This is a genomic window from Bradyrhizobium sp. USDA 4472 (genome assembly GCF_054058595.1).
The window spans coordinates 912,107-937,882 of sequence record NZ_JBSSAM010000001.1 but is presented as its reverse complement, the minus strand read 5'-3'; the positions used below and the strand labels follow the sequence as shown (position 1 = coordinate 937,882).

Genomic DNA, 25,776 nt, shown 5'->3' with positions numbered 1-25,776 from the left:
TTTTGGAGACGCCAATGGCAATGACAATGAGCGGAGAGATCCAGCTCGCCGCCTCCCGCGAAGTCGTTTGGACCAAATTGAACGACCCCGCCGTCTTGAAGATTTGTATTCCCGGATGCGAGGAGTTGGAGAGTATCGACGGTGAGGGATTTCGTGCGGTCGCAAAGATGAAGGTGGGACCCGTTTCCGCGCGATTCAGAGGTAGGGTCACTCTGACCGACCTCGATCCACCAAAAAGTTACAATATCGTTGGAGAGGGGGAGGGCGGCGTCGCAGGCTTTGCGAAAGGTGGCGCAAAGGTCAATCTGATCGAACTGGATAATGGCACGCTCCTGACCTATCAGGTCGACGCGCAAATCGGCGGGAAGCTCGCACAGCTCGGGCAGCGGCTCATCAACGGCACGGCAAAGAAGCTCGCGGACGAGTTTTTCGCCAATTTTGCGCGAGCACTTGAGCCGAATAACCACAGCCCATGCAGCTAATCCCTGCGCTCGGCGCGGTTTTTCCCGCTTTGATCAAGCCGCGACATTCGTTGGTCACCGCCTTATCCGGCTCGAATCTAGGACCGAAGGCCACCGAAGGTGGCTGACGCGATCAGCGCAGAAGGAAGGTCACTGCGATGGGAACCAGAAGCGACGTGACAAGCGCGTTCAGCCCCATGGCAATCCCGGAGAAAACGCCAGCCAGCTCGTCGACTTGAAACGCTCGTGCTGTGCCGATGCCATGTGCGGCGATGCCGACTGCGAACCCGCGTGCGCGAAAATCGGTAATTGCGGCCCGATTCATGAGCGGCGTGACGATGATCGCACCCAAGATTCCAGTGAGAACAACCGAGATAGCGGTGAGAGACGGGTCAGCGTGTAGGGATTCACTGATACCCATCGCCACGCCGGCTGTAACTGATTTCGGCGAAAGAGATAGGATGATCGCTCGAGGTAGACCAAAGGCCTCGGCGAACAATACGACAGTAACGATCGCTGTGACTGATCCAACGACAAGCGAAATCACCATTGGCAGGAGCGCGGCGGCGACGCGTGCGCGGTTATCGTAGAGGGGAATCGCAAGCGCTACCGTCGCTGGCCCAAGAAGAAAGTGCACGAACTGGGCGCCGGCGAAGTATGTGGTGTACGGAGTGTCCGTAATGATCAAGACTGCTCCGATGATCCAGATCGAGTGCAAAACAGGATTTGCCAGCGGGTGCCGGTTTGTCGCAAGCGAGAAAGCATCTGCGATCCCATAGACCGAGAGCGTCCCAGTGAGCCAAACCAAAGGTGACTGCGACAGATAAACCCACAGCGAGAATGAGTTTTCACTCATGGCTCTGTCTGGCTTTTCGAGAGAAGACGGCTGACCGCCAGAAAGGTGGCGACCGTCGCGAGCAGAGTGATCACCACTGATGCCGACAACGTCACTAAAATTGCGGCGCCGTGCTCGACAATCAAGTCAAGCTTCTTCACGATGCCTACGCCCGCAGGAATGAACATGAGAGATAGATGGGCGAGCAGGCCGCGCCCGGTTCTCTCAACTGCCTCGTTTCGCAATGGGCCACGGTTGAGGGCGGTGAAATGATCGCGAGCCAAGAGAAGCAAGAGCAGGATTGCCATGCCGAGCACCGGTCCGGGCATCGGCAGTCCAAGGCTGCGCACGAGTACTTCGCCTGCCAACTGGCAAAGTAGAATCAGGCTCAGACCTGCGATCATGTCAGGCGTCCACCGCAGGACGAATTAGCCTCAAAAAGGCTCGCATGAGCGCTTTGCCAGCAACGCGAATCGGAGGCCGGTGTGCGGCGAAGCCGTCTCCTAGAGATATTGGGCCGGAACTTTGCCTGAATCGACCTTGTCACAAGCGCTACGCCGCGGGAATCTTTAGGGAAGACATGAAGTGCTCCATGTTCGCCTCCACGCTTTCCCGACTAAGCATGCCGGTCTTCTGATCGCGGATCATTGCATACATCTTTTCATGTAGGCCCACCGCGCGGTAGCGTCCGCTGACCTCCAGCGATTTGCGGATCCAGGGCGCCACCATGTTCAAAACGAAATCGGCGATCACAACGATGAGTTTATTGCCCGCTGCCGTATAGACTGCGCGGTGGAAATCGAGATCGGCTTCCAGCAATTTGTCAATCGGCGAATTTGGATCGTCTGACAGAGCCTTCAATCTATCGATGCTTTCTCGCATGACGGCGAGATCGCGTTCGGTGCGTCTTATCGAAGCCAGCTCTGCGCAATTGCGGTCGAAAATGTACCGGAGCTCCATCAGCATTTCGGGGGTCGAATCCTGAAGATAGAGCTGAAACATCATCAACGGCATCACAGCGGTGCCTTCATCCTTACGGATGTAGTTGCCATGCCCATGCCGGGTCTCAATGAGTCCTGAGACTGCAAGCGTCTTCATCGCCTCGCGAATGGGGGTACGGCTGATGCCAAGCTTCTCTGCCAGTTCCTTTTCATTGGGCAACTTGTCCCCGGGACTTAGGTTACCGTTGGCGATCTCACCCGTGATGTAGTTCAACGCGACTTCGACACGCGTGGGTAGTTTTTTGGTTTCCATCCGCTCCATCGGTCGCTCGCACTCTATTTTTTCGCCGTCGCCGCGGGGAAAGCCAACACATAAGCCGCCCCGCGACCAGGCGAAACAAACGAACATCCACAAGGTAGGAGGTATGATCTCTGTTGACAACAGGTATAAGGTATGACCTCATATCTCTACGCAGGCGCGATGAAGACGCCGCGGGAGGAAACCGATGCTTTTGTCGACCGGGTCAAAACCGGAAGGCCGTGAAAGGGACGTCGTCCTTGGGCCGCTAGACGAGCCGCTGTTGGTGGCGGAGGGAATCGCGAAGTCTTTCAATGGTGTTCCTGCCCTTCGCGATGGGCGGCTCGTCGTCAAGCGCGGAACCGTTCACGCGCTCTGCGGCGGTAACGGCGCCGGCAAGTCCACTTTCCTGAACATCGTAATGGGTTTGCTGCACCGCGACGAAGGCAGCATCCGTATTGACGGGGTGGCCGTCGATTTCAGGAGTGCCGCGGATGCTTTGCGACATGGCGTGACCATCATCACCCAGGAATTGTCTCCGGTTCCCGAGATGACGGTGGCCGAGAACATCTACTTGGGGAGAGAGCCGAAGATCGGGGGTCTTGTGGTGGACTTCCCGAAGATGAGGCAGGCCGCCAAGAGGCTTCTGGATGACCTCGAGTTCGATGTGCCGGTTGGCGCGCGCATGCGAGACTTGAGCTTGGCACAGATCCAGCTCGTCGAGATTGCGAAGGCCCTTAGCCACCGCGCGGACATCGTCATTATGGACGAGCCGACCTCGGCCATCGGCGAGCACGAGGTACACATCCTCTTCAATGCTCTGAAACGGATAAAAGCGCGTGGATCCGCGATCATCTACGTCTCGCACAAGCTGACCGAGATTTTCGAGATCGCCGACGAATACACGGTTTTCCGCGATGGACGATTCATCGAGAGCGGGGCAATTTCCGCGATCGATCGCAATCACCTCGTGACTCAGATCGTCGGCCACGAGATCAAGACGGTCGAAAAGGGCAAGCCCAACGAAGGCGCGCCAATCCTGCTCGAGGTGCGCTCCTTGTCGCGCGGACCTCACTTCAAGAACATCTCTGTGACCGTCGCTGCAGGAGAAGTCCTGGGCATCTACGGCTTGCTTGGCTCAGGTCGGACTGAATTCTTGGAGACGATCTTTGGCATCTACGCGCCGACCGCCGGCGACGTCTTCCTTGATGGGAGAAGGGTCGATCCGGGTAATCCGAAGAAGTGCATCCAACAAGGCATGGCTATGATTCCCGAGGATCGGAAGGATACCGGCCTCGTTCTTTGCGCGTCCATCGCACACAATATTGCCTTGTCATCGCTAACACTCCGTGCCGTCGCCGGATTTGTCCGCCGCAAGGCGGAGGCAGTCGCAACTGATCGGATGATGCGGCTACATCGGATCAAGGCGGCATCTCCAAATGTCGCTGTCGAGACGCTTAGCGGCGGAAACCAGCAGAAAGTGGTTTTCGCACGCTGTCTGCTAACCAATCCGCGCCTTTTGATATGCGACGAGCCAACACGTGGAATCGACGAGGGCTCAAAGCAGGAGATCTATGCCTTTCTCCGCGCGTTCGCGGCCAAGGGAAACGGTGTGCTCGTCGTGTCATCTGAGGCACCGGAGATTCTCCAAGTCAGCGATCGAATTGCCGTGTTTCGGCAAGGACGACTTGATCACGTTGTCGACGGGCATGCGACGACACAACAAATGCTGACAGATCTCGCCAGTTAGACGGATCGGCTGTTCAAGAATTGGCGTGCGCATGCGATCCAAGCAAGGAGTGGATATGGTGGCCAACGTAGTAAGCAACGCCGCGACGGGTCCCCGATCCAAAAGCATCGCTGCAATAGGACCGTACCTGAAATCGTTCAGTATCGTCATTGTGTTCCTGGTCATTTCGGCGTTCTTCGCGGTGGCCAACGAGTACTTCATGACATGGTTGAATTGGGTAAACCTGCTGCGGCAATCATCGATCAACGGCATATTGGCGATCGGAGTGACCTTCGTCATCCTCACAAAGGGCATTGATCTTTCCGTCGGCTCAGTGATGGCCCTCGCCGGCATGATTGCTGCCAGCCTTGTGACCTCGACCAACCAGCACTTCGTTCTCTGGGCGATTATAGCCGGCTTGGGAACGGGAGCGGCGTTGGGTCTCCTGAACGGCGTCATTGTAACGGCCTTCAATGTCCCGCCTTTCGTTGCCACCCTCGGAATGCTGAGCATGGCGCGCGGCCTGACACTGATCTTCTCCGAGGGGCGTCCTATCCCCAACCTCTCCGAGTCGTATCGCTGGATCGGCGGCGGCAGCGTTGCTGGCGTTCCTGTGCCGGTCTTGATTCTGTTTCTTGTGTTCGCCATCGGATGGATCGTTCTCTCATACACGACGTTCGGGCGCTACGTGTACGCCGTGGGAGGAAACGACAAAGCCGCTAGGACGAGCGGCATCTCCACGCGCGGCGTCATTGCCTCCACCTACGTTATCTCGGGACTTCTCGCTGGACTCGCTGGTCTCGTGCTTACTTCCCGTACGACTGCCGCACTTCCACAGGCGGGCATCGGTTACGAACTCGATGCGATTGCGGCCGTGGTGATCGGCGGGACTAGCCTTGCAGGAGGACGCGGCTCGCTAGTCGGGACGTTGTTCGGCGCACTCATCATCGGGACGATCAACAACGGCATGGATCTGATGGGCGTGTCTTCCTACTACCAGCAGCTTCTCAAGGGCGCGATCATTGTCGTCGCCGTGATGCTTGACCAATTTCGCAAGTGACACCTGCGAAGACCATTACAGACGAAGACAACGGCTGTAACGCCCCGCATGGGCGGACTAGGTGACTGACCACATCAATCGGAGGAGACGATGAAGGTTACGCGTAGATCAACGATGGCGAGTTTCGCCGCCGCTGCAATCATCCTATCGACCGGGACGGCCTTTGCTCAAAGCAAGACACGGATTGCCGCCTTATCGTTCGGAGAATCCGGCGAGTACATGAAGGCCTGGTCCAGCGAAATTCAGAGCCACCCGGCAGTCAAGGACGGTTCTGTCGCAGTCACGATCTTTGACGGCAAGTACGATCCTCTTGTCCAAGCGAACCAGATCGATACGGCCATTACTCAAAAGTTCGATGCAATCATCATGTCGCCGTTCGATCTCCAGGCCTCCGCGCCCGCAATCGATAAGGCCGTCGCTGCCGGCATTCCGGTGATCGTATCGGCCCTGAAAACCGCATCAAAGAACTACACCGCATCGATCATCGTCAACGACACGGAAGGAGGGCGTATCATCGGGGACCAGTTGGGCAAGCTACTCCCGAATGGTGGAAACGTGGTGCTGATGGAAGGCCCCATTGGTCAATCGGCGCAGATCGAGCGCAAGGCTGGCATCGATGCCGGTTTGGCTAAGTTCCCGAAGCTTAAGTTGATTGCCAGCAAGTCGGGCAACTGGAGCCGCGCCGAGGGGCAGTCGCTCATGGAGAATTGGTTGCTCGCCCATCCTGGCCAGATCAATGCCGTACTCGCCGAAAATGACGAGATGGCACTGGGCGCGATCGAGGCGATGAAGAGTGCAAAAGTCGACTTCAAGTCCGTTCCGGTGCTTGCAATCGATGGCATCCCGGACGGAAAGCGCGCAGTCCAGAAAGGCGAAATGACAGTGACGCTCTACAAGTACGCCCGTGCTGAGGGTCAGGGCGCCGTCGATCTCGCCCTGCATGCCGTCAAGGGGGACAGCTACAAGCCCCGCTCCGAGGTCTGGGATTCCTTGATGGAGTGGAAAGGCGGCACTCAGAAGGACTACGTCGTTCCCTGGCTGATCTTGGATTCCTCGAACGTCGCAAAATACATGTGATGCACATCGTGCGCACGCGGTGAACGACCGCGTGCGCACTGATCTTTAGGCGGGATAGTTGAATATGACGACTCTGCAAAAGAGAGCGCTTCCAAACGGACGCGTGAATTTGACTTCGCTTGGGCTCGGCACATCGCCATTGGGCGGGTGTGGTGTTCCAGTAAGCTTCGAGACTTTTGAGGCTGTCATCCTTAAGGCTTACGAGCAGGGCGTACGTTATTTCGATGTTGCGCCGCTCTATGGTCTCGGGAAATCGGAGCATTTCCTCGGCCACGTCCTTCGTGTTCACGGTCTTCGCCCGGAGGTCATGGTAAGCACCAAGGCGGGTCGGCTGTTGAAGCCGGCAAGCCGTTCAAAGCGAGCGGAAAGTCTCTACGGGATCAATTGGGTGGATCCGCTGCCCTTCGTCGACGAATACGACTACACTTACGACGGCATCATGCGGTCGTTCGAGGATAGTCAGCAGCGCCTCGGTCTCGACCACATCGACATTCTTTTCCTGCACGACGTCAGCGGAGTCTGGCACCAGGAGAAGTATCCCCTTTATCTGCGACAACTGCGCGAGAGCGGGTACCGCGCCTGCGACGAACTCCGTCGCTCGGGAGCGGTCAAGGCGATCGGCCTCGGTGTAAACGAGACGGCTTCGGTGCTCGAAGTAGCCGCCGAATTCAATCTCGACTGTTCGCTCGTCGCTGGACGTTACACGCTTCTCAATCATGCGCCACTGACTGACTTCTTTCCCGAGGCCCAACGTCGCTGCATAGGTATTATCGCAGGCGGTGTCTACAATTCGGGGATCCTCGCGGAGGGCAGTCGGGGTAACGCGTTAACGCGGACCTATGACTATCAGACGGCTCCCGAATCCATCGTACAGCGCGTGACGGCGCTGGAAGCTGTTTGTGAACGTCATAACGTCGCGCTCGCCAATGCGGCTTCTCAGTTCGTCTATGCGCATCCGGCCGTGACATCGGTGGTTCAGGGCGCGCTCACGCCAGCACATGTGGAGCAAAACGTCGCCTCTATAGCGGCGCCAATTCCTCAGGCCTTCTGGATGGAGCTCAGGAGCGAAGGTCTGATCCCCAAAGAAGCCCCGCTGCCGGATCAGGGCTCCGTGGCTCTGTCCAGCTAAATTATCCAAGACAAGCAAGGAGAAGAGCGATGCTTCCGCTCAATAAGCGAACTCTCGGCCGCACCAAAGTATCCGTCACATCCGCAGGGCTCGGGACGGTGCCTCTTTCGGGATTCAATGTCGGAGTGCCCTATTCCGAATTCGAAGCCGTTGTTAGGGCAGCCTTCGATCTCGGGGTTCGCTATTTCGATTGCGCGCCGATGTACGGTCTCGGAAAGGCCGAGCATTTCCTTGGCCGTGCTCTCCGCGATCTGCGCATTCGCGATCAGGTTGTCGTGAGCACCAAGTGCGGCCGCGTGCTCAAGCCCGCAAGCCGAACACCGAAACTCGACACGGTGTACGGCATCGAATGGGTTGATCCATACCCGTTTCGCGATACCTATGACTACACATATGACGGTGTGATGCGCTCGTTCGAGGACAGTCAGCAGCGTTTGGGTCTTGATTATATCGATGTGCTTCTGGTCCATGACGTCGGGCGCGCATGGCATGGCGATCAAGCAGAATTTTACTGGAACCAACTCCGCGAGAGCGGATACCGTGCTCTCGATGAGCTGAAGAGTTCGGGGGCTATCGGTGCGGTGGGGTTGGGGGTCAATGAGACCGACTCGGTCATCGAAGTCGCCCGCGAATTCCCAATTGACTGCGCGTTGATCGCCGGTCGATATACGCTTCTCAACCATGCGCCACTCGATGGGCACTTCGAGGAACTGCGAACTCGCAATGTCTCGGTGATCGCAGGCGGCATCTACAATTCGGGCATCCTGGCCGCTGGCTCGAAGGCGCCCTCGACTTATGACTATCAGAAGGTCCCGAGCGCTATACTGGAGCGCGTCCGGTCAATCGAGAAAGTTTGCGAACGACACAATGTTGATTTGCCGACCGTTGCGACGCAGTTCGTGCAAGCGCATCCGGCCGTGGCCACCGTTGTTCAGGGCGCGAAGTCGATAGGCGAGATCACCCAGAACGTCGACGCTGTGTCGGCGCGGATACCGGCTGCTCTCTGGCAGGACTTGAGGAATTTCAGCCTGATCCCATCAAATGCTCCGGTTCCCGAAGACGGGCATTCCTCGTGAGCGGGTTTGTGGGCGTACAGTTCCGTGCCGACGATCCCTTCGAAGGCATTGCGCCTGGTTCAGCGGTCGCTGAATACGATACCGTCATCGGGCCTGTCATTCGCTATCTGCGCGATATCGTGGCTGACCGCTCTGTTCGTCTTCTCGCAAACTTTATCGGGATGTCGCATCTGGAGGACGTAAACAGGCCAGACGCCGGCGATTCGGATCATGTGCACGATGTTCTTGCGGCGGTTCGGGTACCGCTGCAGCGGCGGCACGAGCATCATCATGTCAAGCAGGCGGCGCATCTGTTGCTGCCGCGGGCGGCCCCCTTGGCTCCGCATCGACGCACGAGCGAAACGCGTTTGCTGTCAAAGGCCTGGGGCCATCTGCGTCGGGCGAGCCCGATGGTGAGCAGCGGCTTGATCGACCTGCGGCAGTGCTGTGGCCAACTCAAGCTTGGTGCTGACCTTCTGATTGGAGCCTCCGAATGACGCGATATGCGATCACTGTGCTCGAATACGCCGCAAGCCCCAAACATCCGATAAGTGGAGTCATATACGGCCGGCACAACAGCGGAAGCATGAATCTGCCGTTTGCCTATGTGCTGCTGCGCAGCAGCGACACGGTCGCGTTGGTTGACACTGGTTACGATCAGTCGGATCTCGGAGGCGAGATCGCCAATTCGATCGGCGTCACCGGCTGGACCCCCCCTTCTGAGGTCCTGGGGGCCGTTGGCCTTCGTCCCGAGGATGTGCAGCACGTGTTCCTTACACACGCTCATTTCGACCACATGGGCGGATTGGATTACTTCCCGAACGCCAAGTTCTACATCCAGAAGCGTGAGATCGAGAGCTGGGTCTGGGCCATGTCCAAGGGACGTCGTTTTCGATCCCTACTCGGCGGCATCAATCCAGCCGATATCTTGAAACTCGTGGATCTCGGACTGAAGAACCGGCTGGTCGTGCTGGACGGTGCGTCGCACGACGTCCTGCCAAATATCGATCTTCTTCCCGCCTTCGACACGCACACGGCTGGTTCGCAATACGTTGTGGTCCGCAACGGCGGAAGCGTCGAGGACCGATGGATCCTGACCGGAGACGTTGTCTACACGTACGAAAACCTGCACGGAGGCAACCAGGATGATCCATGCTTCGTGCCGCCGGGACTTGCGACGGGAAGTCAGACCAATCTAATTCTCACGGCGGAAGAAATGCTCGCCAGCGTCGGCGGCGACATGCTGAGGCTCGTACCCGTCCACGAGGAAAAGCTCAAAGACCACTTCCCGTCCCGGGTGAGCGATCGCGGACTTCGAATTACCGATATCGCGACACTTTGAAACGGCTCAGGGACTAACAAGCCAGCAAGGGTATCGCTCATGGATTACATGCGTTTGGGCCGCTCGGGCCTCAAAATTTCGCGGATCGTACTAGGTTGTATGAGTTACGGAGTAGGAGATCGAGGGAACCATCCCTGGACACTCGGTGAGAGCGAAAGTCGGCCGTTCATACAGAAGGCTCTCGACTGCGGCATCAATTGCTTCGATACAGCTAACGTATACTCAGACGGTACGAGCGAGGAGATCGTCGGCAAAATTCTAACGGAAATGGTGCCGCGAGACGAGATTGTGATCGCTACGAAGGTCTACGGTCGTATGCGGCCAGGGCCAAATGGGGTGGGTCTTTCGCGAAAGGCAATTCTAGCCGAAGCGGAGGCCAGTCTCCGCAGGCTCGGCACCGACTATATCGATCTCTACCAGATCCATTTTTGGGACAACGACACGCCAATCGATGAAACGCTCGAAGCGTTGAACGATCTCGTGCGCGGCGGTAAGGTCCGGTACATCGGCGCCAGCAACGCCTATGCTTGGCAATTTGCCAAAGCTCTCTATCGGGCCGACGCCAACTCTTGGGCACGCTTCGTGTCGATGCAATGTCACCTGAATCTCCTCTATCGAGAGGAGGAACGAGAGATGCTGCCGCTTTGTCGCGACGAAGGCATCGGTGTGATCGCTTTTAGTCCGCTGGCTCGCGGACGCCTTACCCGCCCCTGGACTGAGAAAAGTGCCCGTTCCGAGACGGACAACATAACGTCCCAGTTCTATGGACACGCCGAAGCGGCCGACCGGAGTATCGTCGACGTGCTGTCCGACATCGCAACGGAGCGTCGGGTAGCACCAGCGCATGTAGCTCTCGCCTGGGTGGCGGGAAAACATGGCGTAACGGCGCCGATCATCGGCGCAACGAAGCCTCAGCACTTGGACGATGCAGTTGCGGCCTTAGGTCTGAAGCTGACGTCCGAGGAAATTGCGCGGCTCGAAGAGCGCTATGTGCCTCACAAAGTTGTCGGCTTGAAGTGAGATAAAACCGAATCCAACGTCGAGGGAAGCGATCGGCAGATCAGAAGCAAAGCGATAAAAAAGTGCCGGGATCGACGAGATCCCGGCACAGTCAGGGAGAGCCCTCGGAACAGCGGAGCGAGGCTGGTCGTTCGCTTTAAGTCAGTGGTCTGCGGCTGAAGACGAGCAACAGGAGCGGCTTCAAGAGATCTCAAGCATCTCCCGGACGTCGTCAGGAGACGCAATCTCGCGACCGCAACCCGTTGCGATGACGCATGTCCGACGGACGAGCTCCTCGTTAGTCGGACAGCCATATTCGATATAGGGATAGTCGCCGATGCCCGGAGCGATGTTGCCGCCGCGCCTGGCCACTCCTTCGCACATAGCCAACAAGTTTCCGCCAACGATGTTGGCAGTCCAACTGTGGCGAGCATGCTTCGGTAAAAACGGCAAGAATGCATCCAGCCCTTCGATCGTGCCGGGATGGCCTGTAAGATAGGGGCCGTCGGTCATGTTGAGCAGGAAATAACCCGGTTCTGCTACAAGTCCCATTTCCATAAATGCGATCGCACGACGAACAAACCCGATCGACCAGCAGGTCATCTTTGGCTTTACGCCGGCGGACTTGAGAGAGCGAAAATAGTGCTCCACGGCGGAAGTGCGGTTTTCATAGATGCGATCGGAGTGTTCGAACATGAGATTGTTGCGATCGAACACGTCAAGATTGCTACTTCCGGTATCGATTGGGACAATATCGGGTTTGGTCTCCGGATCTTTGGCAAGCTCAAGAATGCAATTAATGCGCGCGTTCGGGTCAGTGTCGTTGGCAAAAAAGCCAAGCGTCGGCAGTATCAGTATGTCGCATTTCTTCCTGACTTTGCGAATGATCTCGGCGTTCTTCTCAGCCGTGTGAAGGGGCGCACCATCATCAGCTCGGGCGTGAAAATGCAGGATCGACGCGCCGGCCTCGCGACAGCGGGCCGCCGTTTCGGCTATTTCATCCGCCGTCCATGGCACGTGTGGGTTTCCATCCCGCATCGCGTATTCGTTCACGCGAGCTTCGACGATCATCTTTCTCAGCATTTGTTCTCTCGCGAGGTGCCGGCGGTGCTCGAGATCTCGTTCACGGCTGCCTTCCTCGGATGGATCAGCCATGGACGAGTTTCCGCAAGCAAGACTATGGCTCCGACGCAGAATGCCCAAACGACTTTTAGCAGCCCCCTTGTGACAAAAGCTCACAATGGCTAAACTTTGAGCTTTCGGGGTATCGGATGGTGCGTCCCAGGCCTTCGCTCAATGCGCTGCGTGCCTTCGAGGCAACGGCGAGATTGCGCAGCATGACTGCGGCGTCGCTCGAATTGTCTGTCACGCACGGGGCGATCAGCCGCCACATCCGATCGCTCGAGGAATTGCTTGGCGTACCGCTCCTGGTGCGAGGGTCGTCCTCCACAGATCCGACGCCGGAAGGGGTTCGCCTGGCGGAAGGACTGTCCGGCGCATTCAGCCTCATTGACGCTAGCGTAGAGCAGATCTTACCGGGACCACTGACGGTTTCATGTTCCGCCACCATCATGATGTATTGGCTGATTCCCCGCCTTGCGGCCTTTCACGAAGCTCATAGGGGCATCGATCTCCAGTTCAATCTGAACTACGATCAAGTGGATTTCATCCGTGACAAGGTCAGTATCGCCATCCGTTCCAGTACCATCGCGCCGCCGCGAGAGGTAGTTCTCAAGGAGCTTGCGCGAGAGTGGATTTCCCCGGTTTGCGCAGCTTCCTACGCAAAGGCCAACAACATCCAGGATCCGAACGATATCGCAGGTTGCCGTTTGTTGGGTACGCGGACGCGCCCCGAGGCGTGGGCAGATTGGCTCGATGAAATGCGGTTGAAGCAAGATATCCGCATTCAAGAGTCCTATGATCATTTCTATCTTCTCATCCAGGCAGCGCTATGCGGACTTGGGTTGGCGCTGGTCCCGACGATGTTCGTCCTTGAGGAGATCCACAGTGGACGACTGGTTGCCCCCTTCGGGAGCATCCCAGGTAAACGCACTTTGATGCTCTGGACGGCGCCGCATGTCGCAACTCGCCCCGAGAGCAGGGCGGTCTCCCAATGGCTTGCGCGCGAAATGTCGGCGACGGTGAAGAGCTGTGCAATGCTGGCTAGCGCTGGGGCCTAGAGAGGCGCGTCCGAAGCCTCCCAGAACTCGGCGCTCTGTGAGTTTTCCTCACAGGTCGCTTCACGAATATCGTTTGCCGTCAGGCCGTAGCCGGAGTGAAGATATCGTCATCCATCATCCGAAACGCTTCTTCAGTCGTACGGATGAATGAGACGAACTCCGGGAAGAAACGCAGCAGGGCGTCACAATGCGCAGCGACAATCCGCGATCCGAATTCACGGCGCGTTACCTGGTCGAGACTGGCGATAGTCTCGAGAGGGCGGCGGAAGTCATCGCGGGAGAGCAGTCGAGCGGGACATTTCTCTCCTTGCCCGGCGAAACGGACGAACTGAAGAAGAGGTCGCGCGCACGGGTGGTACGGGTAACCGAACTGCCATCCGTCGACACTCCGACCTTGCGTAGCGCCTTCGTCGAGCGGAGGCAGAAATCAAAGGCGTTTCGGCGCGGCGAGATCGAAATCGCGTTTCCGATCGATAACGTAGGCCGCAATATCCCGACGCTATTAGCGACAATTGCAGGCAATCTATTCGAGCTCGGCGAGACCACAGGGCTTCGGCTCCTCGATATAGGCCTGCCGGACGGCTACGCAGCCACTTTCCCCGGCCCGAAGTTCGGCGTTGATGGCACCCGGCGGCTGGCCGGCGTTTTTGGTCGGCCGCTCATCGGTACTATCTTGAAGCCAAGTATTGGCATGTCTCCGTCCGAGACTTCCTCGCTGGTCGACAAGATCTGCGAAGCCGACATCGATTTTCTCAAGGATGACGAGTTAATCGCAGACCCGCCTTACGCGCCGTTCGAAGAGCGTTTGAAGGCGGTTTTTCCTGTGATCGAAAGGCATGCCGACCGGTTGGGGCGTAAGCCAATGTACGCGATCAACATCAGTGGTTCGATCGACGACATGCGACGTCGCCATGATTTGGTGTTACAGGCCGGCGGAACGTGCGTGATGGTCAGCGTCAATTGGTGCGGCTTCTCCGCGATTGAACACCTGCGAACATATACTGATCTTCCAATTCATGGCCATCGCAATGGATGGGGTTTATTTACCCGCCATCCATGGCTGGGCTTCGATTTCCTGGCATTTCAAAAACTGTGGCGACTGACGGGCGTCGATCATCTGCACGTCAATGGCCTCAGGAGCAAATTCTGGGAGCCGGATGATTCTGTCATCCAGTCCGCAAGCTCATGTCTCGCCGCGTTTTCTGGTGTCAAACCGATGATGCCTGTCTTCTCTTCAGGGCAGTGGGCGGGGCAAGCCGGAGACACATTCGAGCGTCTTGGAAGTGTAGACCTCATGCATCTCGCCGGCGGTGGAATCATGGGGCATCCCGGCGGTATCGCTGACGGGGTTTTGAGCTTGCGCGAAGCCTGGGAAGCGGCGGCCCAGGGTATACCCGTGGCCGAATACGCAAAATCACATGCGGCGCTTCAACTCGCGCTGTCCAAGTTCGGGGGCGCATCGTGACGCAACCTCGCTATCGGTTGGCATTCTATGGCGACGACTTTACTGGATCGACGGATGCCCTTGAAGTCGTCGCATTTGCTGGGCTCCGCGCTGCTCTCTTTCTCCGGCCTCCAAGCCCTGACGTCTTGAAGCATTTCGGGGACATCGACGTGGTCGGCCTTGCCGGTGTGAGCCGCAGCATGTCCCCCCGGGAGATGAACGAGCATCTGGAAAAGGATCTACGCTACCTTGCATCTCTCCGTGCACCGATCGTGCACTACAAGGTATGCTCAACCTTTGACAGCTCGCCGGAGATTGGCAGCATCGGTCGGGTGATCGAAATCGCGAAGTCTATCTTCGGTGACCCAGTTCCGATCGTTGGTGGCACGCCATCGCTCCAAAGATATTGCATCTTTGGAAATCTGTTTGCCCGATCGGGAACCGATGGGAATGTCTATCGCATCGATAGGCATCCGGTCATGAGCGTTCACCCCGTGACGCCCATGAATGAAAGCGATCTGGCCCTTCACATTGCCCGGCAGGCAACTCTCAGAATCGAAAAGCTGACGTATCCCTTCTTAGACCAAGGTCATGACGCGGCCGCTCGGCAGTTCAATGATTTGACTGAGGGTGGGGCCGACGCCATCCTGCTGGACTCCGCGAATGCGTCCCAGCTTACGCAGGTCGGCCGACTTCTCACTGAATGGGCTGGGATTAGCGGAAGCGCATTTGTGATTGGACCGTCGGGTGTGGAGTATGCCCTGACGCAATGGTGGCAGGAGGCCGGTGAGATTCCTCCCGCCTCCAGCACCTACGGCAACCCGGCTTCGGTCGATCAGGTCCTGGCCGTGTCAGGTAGTGCCTCGCCCGTGACAGCGCTACAGATCAATGCCGCCGTGCGGGCTGGATTCGCAGAGGTACCACTCGACGCTGCTGCTCTACTCGATGATAGCCGACATGAGACAGCCGCGAGGCAAGTCGTCGAACGTACCGTCGCGCTGCTCAAGGAAGGCCGCAGCGTCATATTACACACCGCTCGTGGTCCCGATGATCCGCGCATCGCAAGGATGATCGATATGCTGGTTAGCGGCGGCATGTCACGAGAATTGGCCAAGCATGAAGGTGGCAGAGACCTTGGCCGGAAGATGGGGCAGCTCGTCAGTGACATCCTTGAGATGGTACCCTTAAACAGATTGCTGTTATCAGGAGGCGATACGTCGAGCCAGGTTGCACAGCTATTGGACATCGATGCTCTTGAAATTGATTCTCGCGTAAGCCCCGGCGTCCCACTCTGCCGAGCGAGATCAATCCGCGGACGTCTGGACGGGCTTCAGATTGCATTCAAAGGCGGCCAACTGGGCGACGAAGAGTTCTTCAAGCGCGGATGGCTGGGCCGGGTTTGATAAGAACGCAAAAGAGAAGATGCCGATGCGTGTCCGAACGATCGCTTCAGGCGGCGCAGCCGTGCAGGAGGGCCCGGGCGCCATGACCTCGCATACGCTCTTGCTAGAGGAGACGGAGAGCTCACGGCAAAACGTCCTGCATACAATCGCTGGCGGCGCCGACAAGCTGCTTGGCTACATTCTTGAGGCCTTTGTCACCATCCTGCTTACGGCCGAGATTCTGCTGCTGTTTGCAGGAGTTATGGCAAGGTACGTTTTCCTCAAGCCCATCATTTGGTCGGACGAGCTGGCTTCCATGCTGTTTCTCTGGCTCGTGATGCTAGGGTCCGCCATAGCGTTGCGACGCGGTGAGCACATGAGAATGACGGCGCTATTCGCGTACGTGTCTCCCAGAATGCGGGCTCACCTCGACGCAATCGCGCTGGCCGCATCGCTGTGCCTCGTCATCCTACTGTTCCCAGCCGCGCTCGAGTATGCACTCGAGGAAGCCATCGTTAGAACACCAGCGATGGATCTCTCCAACGCATGGCGAGCGTCCGCCGCTCCTGTCGGCTTCAGCTTGATGGGCATGTTCGCACTCCTTCGCCTCGTGCGGCTCGGTGATGCAAGACAGGTTGTCAGTGCGCTCGCCTTCGTTGCGCTTATCGTCGGGGTATTTTGGCTGCTTAAGCCTCTCTTTGCGCCTCTTGGCAACGCAAATCTCATAATCTTCTTTGTGGTAGTAGTGGCCTGCGCCGTCTTCGCGGGCGTACCGATCGCCTTTTCCTTTGGTCTGGCAACGTTCGGCTATCTCATGCTTACGACCAGAACCCCGCCGCTCATCATCGTCGGCCGCATTGACGAAGGTGTCAGCCATCTGATCCTACTTTCGGTCCCATTGTTCGTGTTTCTTGGTCAGCTCATCGAGATGACCGGCATGGCGCGAGCCATGGTTGCGTTCCTGGCCAGCCTATTGGGTCACGTGCGCGGGGGCTTGTTGTACGTGCTCGTTGGAGCGATGTACCTTGTCTCAGGCATTTCCGGATCGAAGGCCGCTGACATGGCCGCGGTGGCACCGGTCTTGTTCCCGGAAATGAAGCGTCGAGGCGCGAACGAAGGCGACCTCGTCGCGCTGCTGGCGGCGACAGGGGCTCAAACAGAGACGATTCCGCCCAGCATCGTTCTTATAACAATCGGCTCGGTCACCGGTGTCTCCATTGCGGCTCTGTTCACGGGCGGACTACTTCCGGGCATCATCCTGGCGATCACCCTCTGTTGCGTCATCGCATGGAGATACCGCAGCGAGGACCGCAGCCTCGTCCGCCGCGCCTCGGCAAAGGAAATCGGCAAGACATTCCTGCTTGCGGTGCCGGCAATTGTTCTGCCTTTCGTCATCAGATCCGCTGTCATTGAAGGTGTGGCGACGGCCACCGAAGTCTCAACCATTGGAATATTCTACTCGATCATCATTGGCGCTCTATTTTACAGGCAGTTCGACTGGCGGCGCATCAAGCCGATGCTCGTGGAAACGGCGAGCTTGTCCGGCGCGATCCTCTTCATCATCGGCACTGCGACGTCTATGGCTTGGAGCCTGACGCAATCGGGCTTCTCTCGCTCTCTCGCGGTTGCGATGAAACAGTTGCCGGGCGGGTCAATAAGTTTCATGGCAGTCTCGATCCTGGCCTTCGTCATACTTGGCAGTGTGCTCGAGGGTATTCCCGCCATCGTTCTTTTTGGTCCATTGCTTTTCCCAATCGCTCAGGCCGTCGGGATCAATCTAGTTCACTATTCGATGGTTGTCATATTGGCGATGGGTGTGGGTCTCTTCGCGCCACCGTTTGGCGTCGGCTACTACGCCGCGTGCGCAATTAGCCGGGTGAATCCTGATGCCGGGATGAGACCGATCCTTGGCTACATGTTGGCCTTATTGATTGGACTTGTGATCGTGGCGTCGATCCCCTGGATTTCAACGGGGTTCTTGTAAGCGCAGAGCGCGCGACGAGTGATCTCTAATCTAAGCAAGTAAACACATTGGAGGGAATGATGAAGAGTGTTGATCGCAGGACGTTATTGCAAGGAGCAGCGTCGGTAGCGTTGGCCGCGGGTGTCGGATTGCCCGTCAAGCCTGCGCGGGCTGCAGCGGAGTTTCGGCTCCGATGGGGGTTCGATCTCGCCGAATCGCACCCGATCACGGCGCGAGCTCGCGAAGCGGCCGATCGCGTGTTGTCTGAAACGAAGGGCCGGGTCGAAATCAATGTGTTTCCCAACAACCAACTCGGCGGCGACACGGACATGCTGTCGCAGCTGCGCGCTGGCGGGCTCGATCTGTTTCTCAATTCCGGGATAAACGTGCTCTCGACAATCGTTCCATCAGCGTCGATCTACGGATTGGGATTCATCTTTCCGGACTACGATGCTGTCTGGAAAGCGATGGACGGGGAGCTTGGCGATGCGTTGCGAACCAATATTAGCAAGGCAAACCTCGTGCCGATGACAAAGATGTGGGACAATGGTTTCCGCAACATCACGACCAGCACAAAGCAGATCAATACCCCGGCGGATCTGAAGGGCGTCAAGATCCGTGTCCCCGTCGGCGCACTGTGGACTTCTATGTTCCAGGCCTTCGGTGCCGCGCCGACAGCGATCAATTACAGCGAGCTTTACTCCGCGCTCCAGACAAAGATCGTCGACGGACAGGAAAATTCGCTGGCAAACATCTTTACTGCCAACCTGTTCGAAGTTCAGAAATATTGCGCTCTGACTGGCCACATGTGGGATGCGTTCTTCTGCGTGGCCAACAAGCGGAATTGGGAAGCCATCCCGCAGGATCTTCGTGACATCATCGCTACGGCCATCAACGATGCGGCCATGGCCGAGAGGAAGGATATGGCCGTGCTGGCCACGTCCTTGCGCGGTGATCTGACAAAGAAAGGCCTAATCTTCAATGAGCCGGACGTCGGCGCTTTCCGCGATGCACTTCGCGCAGCAGGCTTTTACAAGGAATGGCGGACCAAGTACGGCGAGGAGCTGTGGACGACGCTTGAGCGCACGACCGGGAAACTAACGTGAAGACGAAGAATTAGGAGCTGGACTGATATGAGATTGAATAACAGGGTGGCGCTCGTCACCGGAGGGGCGCGGGGCATCGGCTTTGCGATCTCAAAGGCGTTGGCGCGCGAGGGAGCACGCATTGTAATCGCGGATCTCAACCTCAATGGCGCGAAGGCGGCGGCGAACTCTCTCGAACATGCCGACCGGGATCACTTGGGGCTACGAGTGGACGTGGCGGATCAGGGGTCGGTAAGCGAACTGATGGACGAAATGGTCCGCCGCTGCGGGGGAATTGATATCCTGATCAACAACGCTGGAATTGGTGGCAACACGCCATTCCTCGATATCAAGCTCGAGGATTGGCAGCGTATGATCTCGATCAATTTGACCGGCGCGTTCATCGTAGCGCAGTCGGTGTCGCGCCAGATGGTCAAGCAAGGCCGTGGTGGCAAGATCATAAATATCGCGTCGCTCTCGGGGCAGCGCGGTGGGAATGGACGGGGAGCGTATGGTGCAGCAAAAGCCGGTTTGGAGTTGCTGACAAAGGTCATGGCGGTCGAACTTGCTCAGTACCGCATCAACGTCAACAACATCGCTCCGGGAGCAATTGAAACCGAGATGGCCAAGACCGCGCACGATCCGGCCACGCGTCGGGCCTATGAATATCTCATTCCAATGAGCCGCTATGGAACTCCTGAAGAGATCGCCGACGCAGCAGTCTTTCTGTCGTCGGATGAGAGCAGATATGTCCACGGTCACACGTTGAATGTCGACGGCGGCTTCCGTGAAGCTGGCCTGATGTTCGGGCCGGACAAGACCCCTCCGCGGTAGTTAGTCCTTGCAGGGCTGCTTCGTCGGAGCGAGCCCGGTATCATTGGGAGGCTATTCACGTGCGCCGAAGCCGCCGAGCGAAAATCGTAGCAACCGTCGGGCCAGCGTCCTGCGAGCCTGAGATGCTTCGGACTTTGTTCGAGGCTGGCGTCGATACCTTTCGCCTCAATTTTAGTCACGGGGCAAAGGAGGATCACGCCAAGGTACACGCGGCGATACGCGCTCTCGAAATTGAAATGGGCCGGCCGATAGGCATCTTGCTGGACCTCCAGGGGCCGAAGATCCGGATCGGCACATTACGTGATAGGAGCTTGATGATAGCGGCCGGTGAGACCATTCGATTTGTCCAAAAAGGCGCACTTGGCGATCGGACTGCTATCCCGTTGCCGCATCCCGAAGTGTTTGCGGCGGCGGCACCTGGTCACGACCTGCTGATCGACGATGGTCGGCTGCGCGTTCGCGTCAAGTCGCTCTTCAGCGACAGTCTCGAAGCCGAGGTAATCGTTGGCGGGAAGCTTTCCGACCAGAAGGGCGTTAACCTGCCGGGCACAATCCTCGACGTGTCTCCACTCACCCCAAAAGACCGATCCGACCTCGACTTCGGTCTTCGGCTCGGCGTCGACTGGGTCGCGCTGTCGTTTGTGCAACGACCGGGAGATCTCCTCGAGGCGAGGGGGCTCATCGGAGATCGGGCAGGGCTCATTGCGAAAATCGAGAAGCCGGCTGCGCTCGATCGGATCGATGACATCATCGGCTTGTCCGACGCGGTCATGGTGGCGCGCGGTGATCTCGGCGTGGAAATTCCCCACGAAGACGTCCCCGGCCGGCAAAAGGAGCTGGTGCGAGCCTGTCGTTTGGCGGTTAAGCCTGTGATCGTAGCCACCCAAATGCTGGATTCTATGGTGTCCTCGCCGTCGCCGACGCGCGCAGAAGCGTCCGATGTCGCCACGGCCATTTACGATGGATCCGACGCCGTGATGTTGTCAGCGGAGTCAGCCGTCGGCCGATATCCACGCGAGGCGGTGGAGATGATGGATCGCATCATCTGCAGCACCGAACGTCACAAAATGTATCGTTCCATCGTCGATGCCTTGCGTCCCGACGAGGAGCAAACGCCGCCTCACGCCGTGGCCGCAGCTGCGGCCGGCTTGGCGTCGGCGATCCATGCGGCGGCCATCGTCGTGTACACGTCCGGAGGCACGACCGCAGCACGCATCGCCCGCCGCCGTCCAGATGTGCCTGTGCTTGCCGTTACGCCGAGCTCGCACACCGCTCGTCGTCTGTGTCTTCTCTGGGGGACGCACAGCGTGTTCTCATCCGACGTGAGCAACTATGAGGAGATGGTGTCGCGCGCTGTCTCTACCGCGGTCGGGGAGCGTTTCGCAGAAGCCCTGGACCACGTGGTGATCGTTGCGGGTATCCCGTTCGCGCAAGCTGGAACCACGAACAATATCCGCGTCATCGCAGTACCGTGAATCTTTGAAGGGGCCCGTCTTTGAAGGCGGGCTGCGACCGGCCAGATCGGATTCACTCGAATGTGTGACGTAGACGCCGTAAGTCGACGAATGGCGGACCGACAGTGAGCGATAGCAAGTTGCGAGATGAAATCTGCCGCTTCGGCCGCTCCCTGTTTGAGCGCGGTCTCACGCCGGGATCGTCCGGCAATATCAGCGTCGGGCTCAATGACGGCGGCTGGCTAGTGACGCCCACCAACGCATCGCTCGGATTCCTTGATCCCGATCGGATCACACGGCTAGACGCGCAGGGAAGGGTCCTATCGGGGGATACGCCGACGAAGGAAGTCCCGTTGCACGCCGCGCTGTACCAGACCCGAAGTGCGACCCGCGCCGTGGTACATCTTCATTCGGCTCATTCGGTCGCGGTCTCGATGTTGCCCGAGGTTGATCCGCGCGCCGTCCTCCCGCCGATGACCCCCTATTACCTCATGAGATGTGGTCGGACCGCTCTGGTGCCGTACTATCGGCCAGGCGATCCTGCCGTTGCGAACGCGATCAAGGGGCTTGGGGGGAAGTATTCCTCCGTCTTGCTCGCCAACCATGGCCCTGTGGTTGCGGGCGATACGTTAGAAGCTGCCGTCTTCGCAACCGAAGAATTGGAGGAGACCGCGAGGCTCTACTTGCTGTTACGTGGACTCAACCCCCGCTACCTATCGCCGGAGCAGGAACAGGATTTGGCGAAGACCTTCAAGCTCTCATTTCCGGATATTTCCCACTAGGGGGGGTCATCAAAAACTTACAAAGAACCGAAGGGAAGAAGTTGGCTGTTGCATCGACGTTGGAGTGGCCCCTCGGGCCGACAGCGCCGAATCGTTCTCACCCCCACTGAGGGAGCGCGCTATGTCCTGGAAGTCGAGTTGGTGCATCGTGGCCAACAAGGGCCGCACGGTTCAACCGGAGTTTCAACGTCTTGTCGTAAAAGGCATAGGCGCTTCTGCCTTCGCGGCCGACAGCGGCCGATTTCGCAAGCTGTGCCAGCCTGACCTCGTCCTCGATGTGATCCGGAAGGTTGCGAACGCTGTTCAGGGTTTAAGGCCGCGTTGGGTGCATCGCACCCGCGACGCCGAACCAGAAGGAAATCAGGGCGATGCGAAAAGCGGAGCGCAGTTGCAGACCACAGTGGATTCTTTGCGTACCCATACTGCCGCCATCAACGCGCTCACAGCGACGATCATTAATGCTCAGGCGGCCTTGAATTGGCTGAGCGCTCAACCGCCAGACCTGGAGGAAGTCCGGCGAGCGCTGGATGCCATCGCTAACGACGGTAAGCGAGCGGGCGAGCTCGTCCTTCAACTTCGTGCGCCCATGTATAGGACCCTGGTGGATGATGTTCTTGATCCTTGAGCTGATACCCCTGGAGTCGCCAAGCAACGTCGCCTTTTGATCCTGCTCAAGCCTCCGGCAATGTGCGCTTGGCCTCGCTGCTAAGCAGCAAGGCAGACAGCATCCGCGTCCTGTCTCGGTTTCGCGTACAAGCGCCCGGGCTTGTGCAGCTTCTCCGCGCGCGCGGCGCCGGCGGATGGAGGGCACTGCCGCGCGCACTCGATGCATCTTTCTTGGTTCGCCACGAATCGGAAACGCTTCACGACTTCTCGTTCGGGATTGACAGCAAGCCTACGCGTCCATTAATGTATGCATTAATAAGTACATCGACGATTGCGTGATGGGAGGGATCTGATGGTTAATCTGTTCTCGAAGAAGTACGTCGTTGCTGCCGTTGCTGTCGCACTTGCCGCGATCGTGGCGCCGCCGGCTCATTCGGCCGATATCGCGCCGGCGCTCAAGGAAATCGAAGAGCACCCTGCGCCAGGGCCGAACGGCGAGAAGCCGGTGCTCGCGAGTGACATCAAGCTGACCGCCGACGAGATCGCGAAAGTAAAGTCGATGAACGCGACTGCGGCTATCGTGATGCACTATACCGCGTCCGATTGGGCCAAGGCTCAGATGGCCGGTCAAAAGGCGGCTCTCGACGAACTGGGTATCAAGATCATCGCAGTGACCGACGCCGGCTACAAGGCCGAGCAGCAGGTTTCCGATATCGAGACGGTCATGGCGCGTAAGCCGAATGTGATGATCTCGGTACCGGCCGAGCAGAGCGCTACGTCAGCCGCCTACAAACGAGCTGCTGCTGCAGGCATCAAGATCGTCTTTCTCGATCAAACCGGAGCCGGCATGGTGCCCGGAAAGGAATACGTAAGCCTCGTCTCCTCCGACAACCGCGGTATGGGGAAGGCAGCAGCGCTGCTCATGGCCCAAGCGCTCAACGGCAAGGGGAATATCGGATTGATCCCGCACGCATCCGACCTGTTCGCCACAAAGGAGCGTGTGGTCGGGTTCAAGGAGGCGATCAAGGCCTATCCGGAGATCAAGGTAGCAGTGGAACAGGGAGTGGGTGGGCCCGACTTCGCCGGTGAATCCGAGCGGATCGCGTCCGGAATGCTCACCGCTCATCCCGAGTTGAACGGGATTTGGGCGGTTTGGGATGTGCCAACCGAGGGCGTGTTGGCCGCGGCGCGTGCGAGCGGACGCGCACCCAAAGATCTGGCAATCACGACTTGCGATCTCGGGGTCAATATCGCGATTGACATGGCCAAGAACGGCTTCGTTCGCGGCACCGGATCACAACGGCCCTACGGAGCGGGCTACGCCGAAGGTATGCTCGCCGGCTATGCATTGCTTGGCAAGGAGGCGCCGGCTTACGTGGTTCTTCCCGCGCTCGCGGTGTCAAAGGAGAATCTCGTCGCAGCCTGGCCCAAATCCAATGGCACCGAGCCGCCCAAGGTGGTCACGGACGCGATGAAGTAGCAGGGCACGAGACCCGCCTCGATTTCCTCGACGTGAGGATCAGCGTAATGACCAAAGATACCGCCGCGGTCGAGATGACTGGAATCAAGAAGGCCTTCGGCGGACTCAATGTCCTCCGGGGCGTAGACTTCTCCGTCGATCGCGGCACGGTTCATGCGCTGATGGGAGAAAACGGCGCTGGTAAGTCCACGCTGCTCAAAATTCTTCAAGGTGTACTTGCGCCGACCGACGGCTCCATCTGCGTTTTCGGTCGGCCAATGAGCACCCATAGTCCCGAGATGTCTCGATCTTTGGGAATCGGAATGATCTTTCAAGAGCTGAGCCTCATTCCTTCCCTCACCATAGCGCAGAACATCTTTCTCACGCGAGAACCGCGACGATTCGGCATCTTCGTGGACGACCGTGCCGCGGCGACAAGAGCGCACGCTTTGATGGCCGAATTGGGACTCGATCTCGATCCGAACAGCCCGGTCGGGAAGTTGAGTGCCGGTCAGATGCAAATGGTCGAAATCGCGAAGGCGATCTCGCAAAACGCGCGGGTGCTCATCATGGACGAGCCTACCTCTGCGCTCAGCGCGTTCGAGGTGGAGCATCTGTTCGGCGTGCTGAAGCGCCTCACGGGGGACGGCGTCGCCATCATCTACGTTTCGCACCGCATGGACGAAATCTATCGCGTCGCCGAGCATGTGACGATTCTTCGCGATGGACGCAACGTCGCGACCGCCTCTCTGAAGCAGATGCAGATTCAGGATCTTGTCGAGCACATGATCGGCAAGCGCGTCGGGGCATTCGACTGGCGTCCACGGACCGTCGATCGTTCCCGACCGCCGGTCCTCGAGCTGCGCAACGTTTCCGGGGCGGAAAAGCCGATAGACGTCTCGTTCAAGCTGCACGCGGGAGAGGTGCTCGGTATCGCTGGCTTGCTCGGATCCGGACGGAGCGAACTTGCGCGCGTCATGTTCGGTATCGACCGGAAAGTCTCCGGCGACATCAGGGTCAAGGGGAGGCAGATCGAGATCGATCGGCCGCGCGCCGCAATGGACGCAGGGATCGCGTTGATACCGGAAAGCCGATCGCGCGAGGGGTTGATCGTTGCCCATAGCGTGCGAGCCAACCTCGCTCTCCCGAGGATCGACGATCTCGCTCGGGGGCCTTTGATCGACAATGCCGTGGAAACGGCATCGACTGAAAGTATCGTTCAGAAACTGAGAATCAAGGCTGAAACGGACGCTATCCCGGTGCGGACTCTCTCCGGCGGGAACCAGCAGAAAGTCGTGCTGGGCAAATGGATGGCCACTGACCCCGATATCTTCATTCTGGACGAGCCTACAGCAGGCATAGATGTTGGCAGCAAGTCGGAAATCGTCGAACTCATTCGCGGGTTAGCCGACGAAGGGCGCGCCGTCGTCATGATCTCCTCCGAGATTGCCGAACTGCTTGCAGTAAGCGACCGGGTCCTCATCATGAGTGACGGCCGTCTCGTCAGAGAAGTAACCAGGGACGAGATATCCAGTTGGACGGAGGACCAGGATCCGTCCGGTTCGGATGGTGGAACGCGCATCGCAAAGGCCGAGCACGGCTTGCAAGTGTTGATTCAAGAAGTCCGGCTCAATGCTCCAGCGCGCTGAAGAGAATGGCAC

24 protein-coding genes are annotated in these 25,776 nt (G+C 58.2%); 20 read left to right on the top strand and 4 right to left on the bottom strand.

Going from position 1 to position 25,776, the window contains the following annotated elements:
- The first annotated feature begins 14 nt into the window (after positions 1 to 14).
- Positions 15 to 482, top strand: a complete 468-nt coding sequence (locus ACVWZ4_RS04380) for an SRPBCC family protein (RefSeq protein ID WP_456701796.1) — start codon at positions 15 to 17, stop codon at positions 480 to 482.
- Between the two features lie 112 nt (positions 483 to 594).
- On the opposite strand, the gene ACVWZ4_RS04375 is transcribed toward ACVWZ4_RS04380, so the two are convergent.
- The 3 genes from ACVWZ4_RS04375 to ACVWZ4_RS04365 form a co-directional block, all read right to left on the bottom strand.
- Entirely contained in the window at positions 595 to 1,317 is a 723-nt protein-coding gene (locus tag ACVWZ4_RS04375) for an LrgB family protein (RefSeq protein ID WP_456701797.1), read from the bottom strand.
- Positions 1,314 to 1,700 (bottom strand): CidA/LrgA family protein, encoded by a 387-nt coding sequence (locus ACVWZ4_RS04370; protein WP_456701798.1) that lies wholly within the window; start codon positions 1,698 to 1,700, stop codon positions 1,314 to 1,316. The genes ACVWZ4_RS04375 and ACVWZ4_RS04370 overlap by 4 nt, the downstream gene beginning before the upstream one ends.
- A gap of 148 nt (positions 1,701 to 1,848) precedes the next feature.
- On the bottom strand, positions 1,849 to 2,559 hold the full coding sequence (locus ACVWZ4_RS04365; protein ID WP_456701799.1) for a FadR/GntR family transcriptional regulator: 711 nt from the start codon (positions 2,557 to 2,559) through the stop codon (positions 1,849 to 1,851).
- Between the two features lie 184 nt (positions 2,560 to 2,743).
- Between ACVWZ4_RS04365 and ACVWZ4_RS04360 the strand changes: the two genes are divergently transcribed.
- From ACVWZ4_RS04360 to ACVWZ4_RS04325, 8 genes are all read left to right on the top strand, one after another.
- Positions 2,744 to 4,285 (top strand): sugar ABC transporter ATP-binding protein, encoded by a 1,542-nt coding sequence (locus ACVWZ4_RS04360; RefSeq protein WP_456701800.1) that lies wholly within the window; start codon positions 2,744 to 2,746, stop codon positions 4,283 to 4,285.
- A gap of 55 nt (positions 4,286 to 4,340) precedes the next feature.
- Positions 4,341 to 5,324: an ABC transporter permease gene (locus ACVWZ4_RS04355; protein WP_456701801.1), complete on the top strand. Its 984-nt coding sequence runs from the start codon at positions 4,341 to 4,343 to the stop codon at positions 5,322 to 5,324.
- Between the two features lie 90 nt (positions 5,325 to 5,414).
- Complete coding sequence (locus tag ACVWZ4_RS04350) at positions 5,415 to 6,401, top strand: substrate-binding domain-containing protein (RefSeq protein WP_456701802.1); 987 nt, start codon at positions 5,415 to 5,417, stop codon at positions 6,399 to 6,401.
- A 64-nt stretch (positions 6,402 to 6,465) separates the two neighbouring features.
- On the top strand, positions 6,466 to 7,530 hold the full coding sequence (locus ACVWZ4_RS04345; protein WP_456701803.1) for an aldo/keto reductase: 1,065 nt from the start codon (positions 6,466 to 6,468) through the stop codon (positions 7,528 to 7,530).
- Positions 7,531 to 7,559: 29 nt separating this feature from the next.
- Entirely contained in the window at positions 7,560 to 8,606 is a 1,047-nt protein-coding gene (locus ACVWZ4_RS04340) for an aldo/keto reductase (protein WP_456701804.1), read from the top strand.
- Entirely contained in the window at positions 8,603 to 9,082 is a 480-nt protein-coding gene (locus tag ACVWZ4_RS04335) for a hypothetical protein (RefSeq protein WP_456701805.1), read from the top strand. Before ACVWZ4_RS04340 ends, ACVWZ4_RS04335 begins: the two co-directional genes overlap by 4 nt.
- Positions 9,079 to 9,927: an N-acyl homoserine lactonase family protein gene (locus ACVWZ4_RS04330; protein WP_456701806.1), complete on the top strand. Its 849-nt coding sequence runs from the start codon at positions 9,079 to 9,081 to the stop codon at positions 9,925 to 9,927. Before ACVWZ4_RS04335 ends, ACVWZ4_RS04330 begins: the two co-directional genes overlap by 4 nt.
- A 39-nt stretch (positions 9,928 to 9,966) precedes the next feature.
- On the top strand, positions 9,967 to 10,947 hold the full coding sequence (locus ACVWZ4_RS04325) for an aldo/keto reductase (protein ID WP_456701807.1): 981 nt from the start codon (positions 9,967 to 9,969) through the stop codon (positions 10,945 to 10,947).
- Between the two features lie 180 nt (positions 10,948 to 11,127).
- Here ACVWZ4_RS04325 and ACVWZ4_RS04320 read toward each other — a convergent pair whose 3' ends face one another.
- Positions 11,128 to 12,081, bottom strand: a complete 954-nt coding sequence (locus ACVWZ4_RS04320; RefSeq protein ID WP_456701808.1) for a 3-keto-5-aminohexanoate cleavage protein — start codon at positions 12,079 to 12,081, stop codon at positions 11,128 to 11,130.
- A gap of 116 nt (positions 12,082 to 12,197) precedes the next feature.
- Between ACVWZ4_RS04320 and ACVWZ4_RS04315 the strand changes: the two genes are divergently transcribed.
- From ACVWZ4_RS04315 to ACVWZ4_RS04265, 11 genes are all read left to right on the top strand, one after another.
- Positions 12,198 to 13,106: a LysR substrate-binding domain-containing protein gene (locus ACVWZ4_RS04315; protein ID WP_456701809.1), complete on the top strand. Its 909-nt coding sequence runs from the start codon at positions 12,198 to 12,200 to the stop codon at positions 13,104 to 13,106.
- 187 nt (positions 13,107 to 13,293) lie between these two features.
- On the top strand, positions 13,294 to 14,571 hold the full coding sequence (locus ACVWZ4_RS04310) for a ribulose-bisphosphate carboxylase large subunit family protein (protein ID WP_456701810.1): 1,278 nt from the start codon (positions 13,294 to 13,296) through the stop codon (positions 14,569 to 14,571).
- The gene (locus ACVWZ4_RS04305) at positions 14,568 to 15,953 is read left to right on the top strand and encodes a four-carbon acid sugar kinase family protein (protein ID WP_456701811.1); all 1,386 of its coding nucleotides are present in this window, start codon (positions 14,568 to 14,570) and stop codon (positions 15,951 to 15,953) included. The genes ACVWZ4_RS04310 and ACVWZ4_RS04305 overlap by 4 nt, the downstream gene beginning before the upstream one ends.
- Positions 15,954 to 16,035: 82 nt before the next feature.
- Complete coding sequence (locus ACVWZ4_RS04300) at positions 16,036 to 17,916, top strand: TRAP transporter large permease (RefSeq protein WP_456701812.1); 1,881 nt, start codon at positions 16,036 to 16,038, stop codon at positions 17,914 to 17,916.
- Positions 17,917 to 17,975: 59 nt separating this feature from the next.
- On the top strand, positions 17,976 to 19,001 hold the full coding sequence (locus tag ACVWZ4_RS04295; protein ID WP_456701813.1) for a TRAP transporter substrate-binding protein: 1,026 nt from the start codon (positions 17,976 to 17,978) through the stop codon (positions 18,999 to 19,001).
- 27 nt (positions 19,002 to 19,028) lie between these two features.
- Entirely contained in the window at positions 19,029 to 19,814 is a 786-nt protein-coding gene (locus ACVWZ4_RS04290; RefSeq protein ID WP_456701814.1) for an SDR family NAD(P)-dependent oxidoreductase, read from the top strand.
- A 59-nt stretch (positions 19,815 to 19,873) separates the two neighbouring features.
- Positions 19,874 to 21,289 carry a pyruvate kinase gene (gene pyk, locus ACVWZ4_RS04285; protein WP_456701815.1) on the top strand — a complete coding sequence of 472 codons (1,416 nt, stop codon included), beginning with the start codon at positions 19,874 to 19,876 and terminating at the stop codon, positions 21,287 to 21,289.
- Between the two features lie 104 nt (positions 21,290 to 21,393).
- The gene (gene otnC, locus ACVWZ4_RS04280; protein WP_456701816.1) at positions 21,394 to 22,050 is read left to right on the top strand and encodes a 3-oxo-tetronate 4-phosphate decarboxylase; all 657 of its coding nucleotides are present in this window, start codon (positions 21,394 to 21,396) and stop codon (positions 22,048 to 22,050) included.
- 121 nt (positions 22,051 to 22,171) lie between these two features.
- Entirely contained in the window at positions 22,172 to 22,675 is a 504-nt protein-coding gene (locus ACVWZ4_RS04275; RefSeq protein ID WP_456701817.1) for a hypothetical protein, read from the top strand.
- A gap of 333 nt (positions 22,676 to 23,008) precedes the next feature.
- A complete protein-coding gene (locus ACVWZ4_RS04270; protein WP_456701818.1) occupies positions 23,009 to 24,136 on the top strand; it encodes a substrate-binding domain-containing protein in 1,128 nt (375 codons plus the stop codon).
- Positions 24,137 to 24,183: 47 nt separating this feature from the next.
- On the top strand, positions 24,184 to 25,764 hold the full coding sequence (locus ACVWZ4_RS04265; RefSeq protein ID WP_456701819.1) for a sugar ABC transporter ATP-binding protein: 1,581 nt from the start codon (positions 24,184 to 24,186) through the stop codon (positions 25,762 to 25,764).
- Positions 25,765 to 25,776: the final 12 nt, after the last annotated feature.

What these genes read in the sequence shown, in the direction of transcription:
- ACVWZ4_RS04375 (WP_456701797.1), bottom strand. Translation starts at nt 1,317, where the DNA reads ATGAGTGAAAACTCATTCTCGCTGTGGGTTTATCTGTCGCAGTCACCT.
- ACVWZ4_RS04380 (WP_456701796.1), top strand. Translation starts at nt 15, where the DNA reads ATGGCAATGACAATGAGCGGAGAGATCCAGCTCGCCGCCTCCCGCGAA.
- ACVWZ4_RS04325 (WP_456701807.1), top strand. Translation starts at nt 9,967, where the DNA reads ATGGATTACATGCGTTTGGGCCGCTCGGGCCTCAAAATTTCGCGGATC.
- ACVWZ4_RS04360 (WP_456701800.1), top strand. Translation starts at nt 2,744, where the DNA reads ATGCTTTTGTCGACCGGGTCAAAACCGGAAGGCCGTGAAAGGGACGTC.
- ACVWZ4_RS04290 (WP_456701814.1), top strand. Translation starts at nt 19,029, where the DNA reads ATGAGATTGAATAACAGGGTGGCGCTCGTCACCGGAGGGGCGCGGGGC.
- ACVWZ4_RS04345 (WP_456701803.1), top strand. Translation starts at nt 6,466, where the DNA reads ATGACGACTCTGCAAAAGAGAGCGCTTCCAAACGGACGCGTGAATTTG.
- ACVWZ4_RS04310 (WP_456701810.1), top strand. Translation starts at nt 13,294, where the DNA reads ATGCGCAGCGACAATCCGCGATCCGAATTCACGGCGCGTTACCTGGTC.
- ACVWZ4_RS04320 (WP_456701808.1), bottom strand. Translation starts at nt 12,081, where the DNA reads ATGGCTGATCCATCCGAGGAAGGCAGCCGTGAACGAGATCTCGAGCAC.
- ACVWZ4_RS04340 (WP_456701804.1), top strand. Translation starts at nt 7,560, where the DNA reads ATGCTTCCGCTCAATAAGCGAACTCTCGGCCGCACCAAAGTATCCGTC.
- ACVWZ4_RS04350 (WP_456701802.1), top strand. Translation starts at nt 5,415, where the DNA reads ATGAAGGTTACGCGTAGATCAACGATGGCGAGTTTCGCCGCCGCTGCA.
- ACVWZ4_RS04295 (WP_456701813.1), top strand. Translation starts at nt 17,976, where the DNA reads ATGAAGAGTGTTGATCGCAGGACGTTATTGCAAGGAGCAGCGTCGGTA.
- ACVWZ4_RS04265 (WP_456701819.1), top strand. Translation starts at nt 24,184, where the DNA reads ATGACCAAAGATACCGCCGCGGTCGAGATGACTGGAATCAAGAAGGCC.
- ACVWZ4_RS04270 (WP_456701818.1), top strand. Translation starts at nt 23,009, where the DNA reads ATGGTTAATCTGTTCTCGAAGAAGTACGTCGTTGCTGCCGTTGCTGTC.
- ACVWZ4_RS04365 (WP_456701799.1), bottom strand. Translation starts at nt 2,559, where the DNA reads ATGGAGCGGATGGAAACCAAAAAACTACCCACGCGTGTCGAAGTCGCG.
- ACVWZ4_RS04370 (WP_456701798.1), bottom strand. Translation starts at nt 1,700, where the DNA reads ATGATCGCAGGTCTGAGCCTGATTCTACTTTGCCAGTTGGCAGGCGAA.
- ACVWZ4_RS04315 (WP_456701809.1), top strand. Translation starts at nt 12,198, where the DNA reads ATGGTGCGTCCCAGGCCTTCGCTCAATGCGCTGCGTGCCTTCGAGGCA.
- ACVWZ4_RS04330 (WP_456701806.1), top strand. Translation starts at nt 9,079, where the DNA reads ATGACGCGATATGCGATCACTGTGCTCGAATACGCCGCAAGCCCCAAA.
- ACVWZ4_RS04300 (WP_456701812.1), top strand. Translation starts at nt 16,036, where the DNA reads ATGACCTCGCATACGCTCTTGCTAGAGGAGACGGAGAGCTCACGGCAA.
- ACVWZ4_RS04275 (WP_456701817.1), top strand. Translation starts at nt 22,172, where the DNA reads ATGTCCTGGAAGTCGAGTTGGTGCATCGTGGCCAACAAGGGCCGCACG.
- ACVWZ4_RS04355 (WP_456701801.1), top strand. Translation starts at nt 4,341, where the DNA reads ATGGTGGCCAACGTAGTAAGCAACGCCGCGACGGGTCCCCGATCCAAA.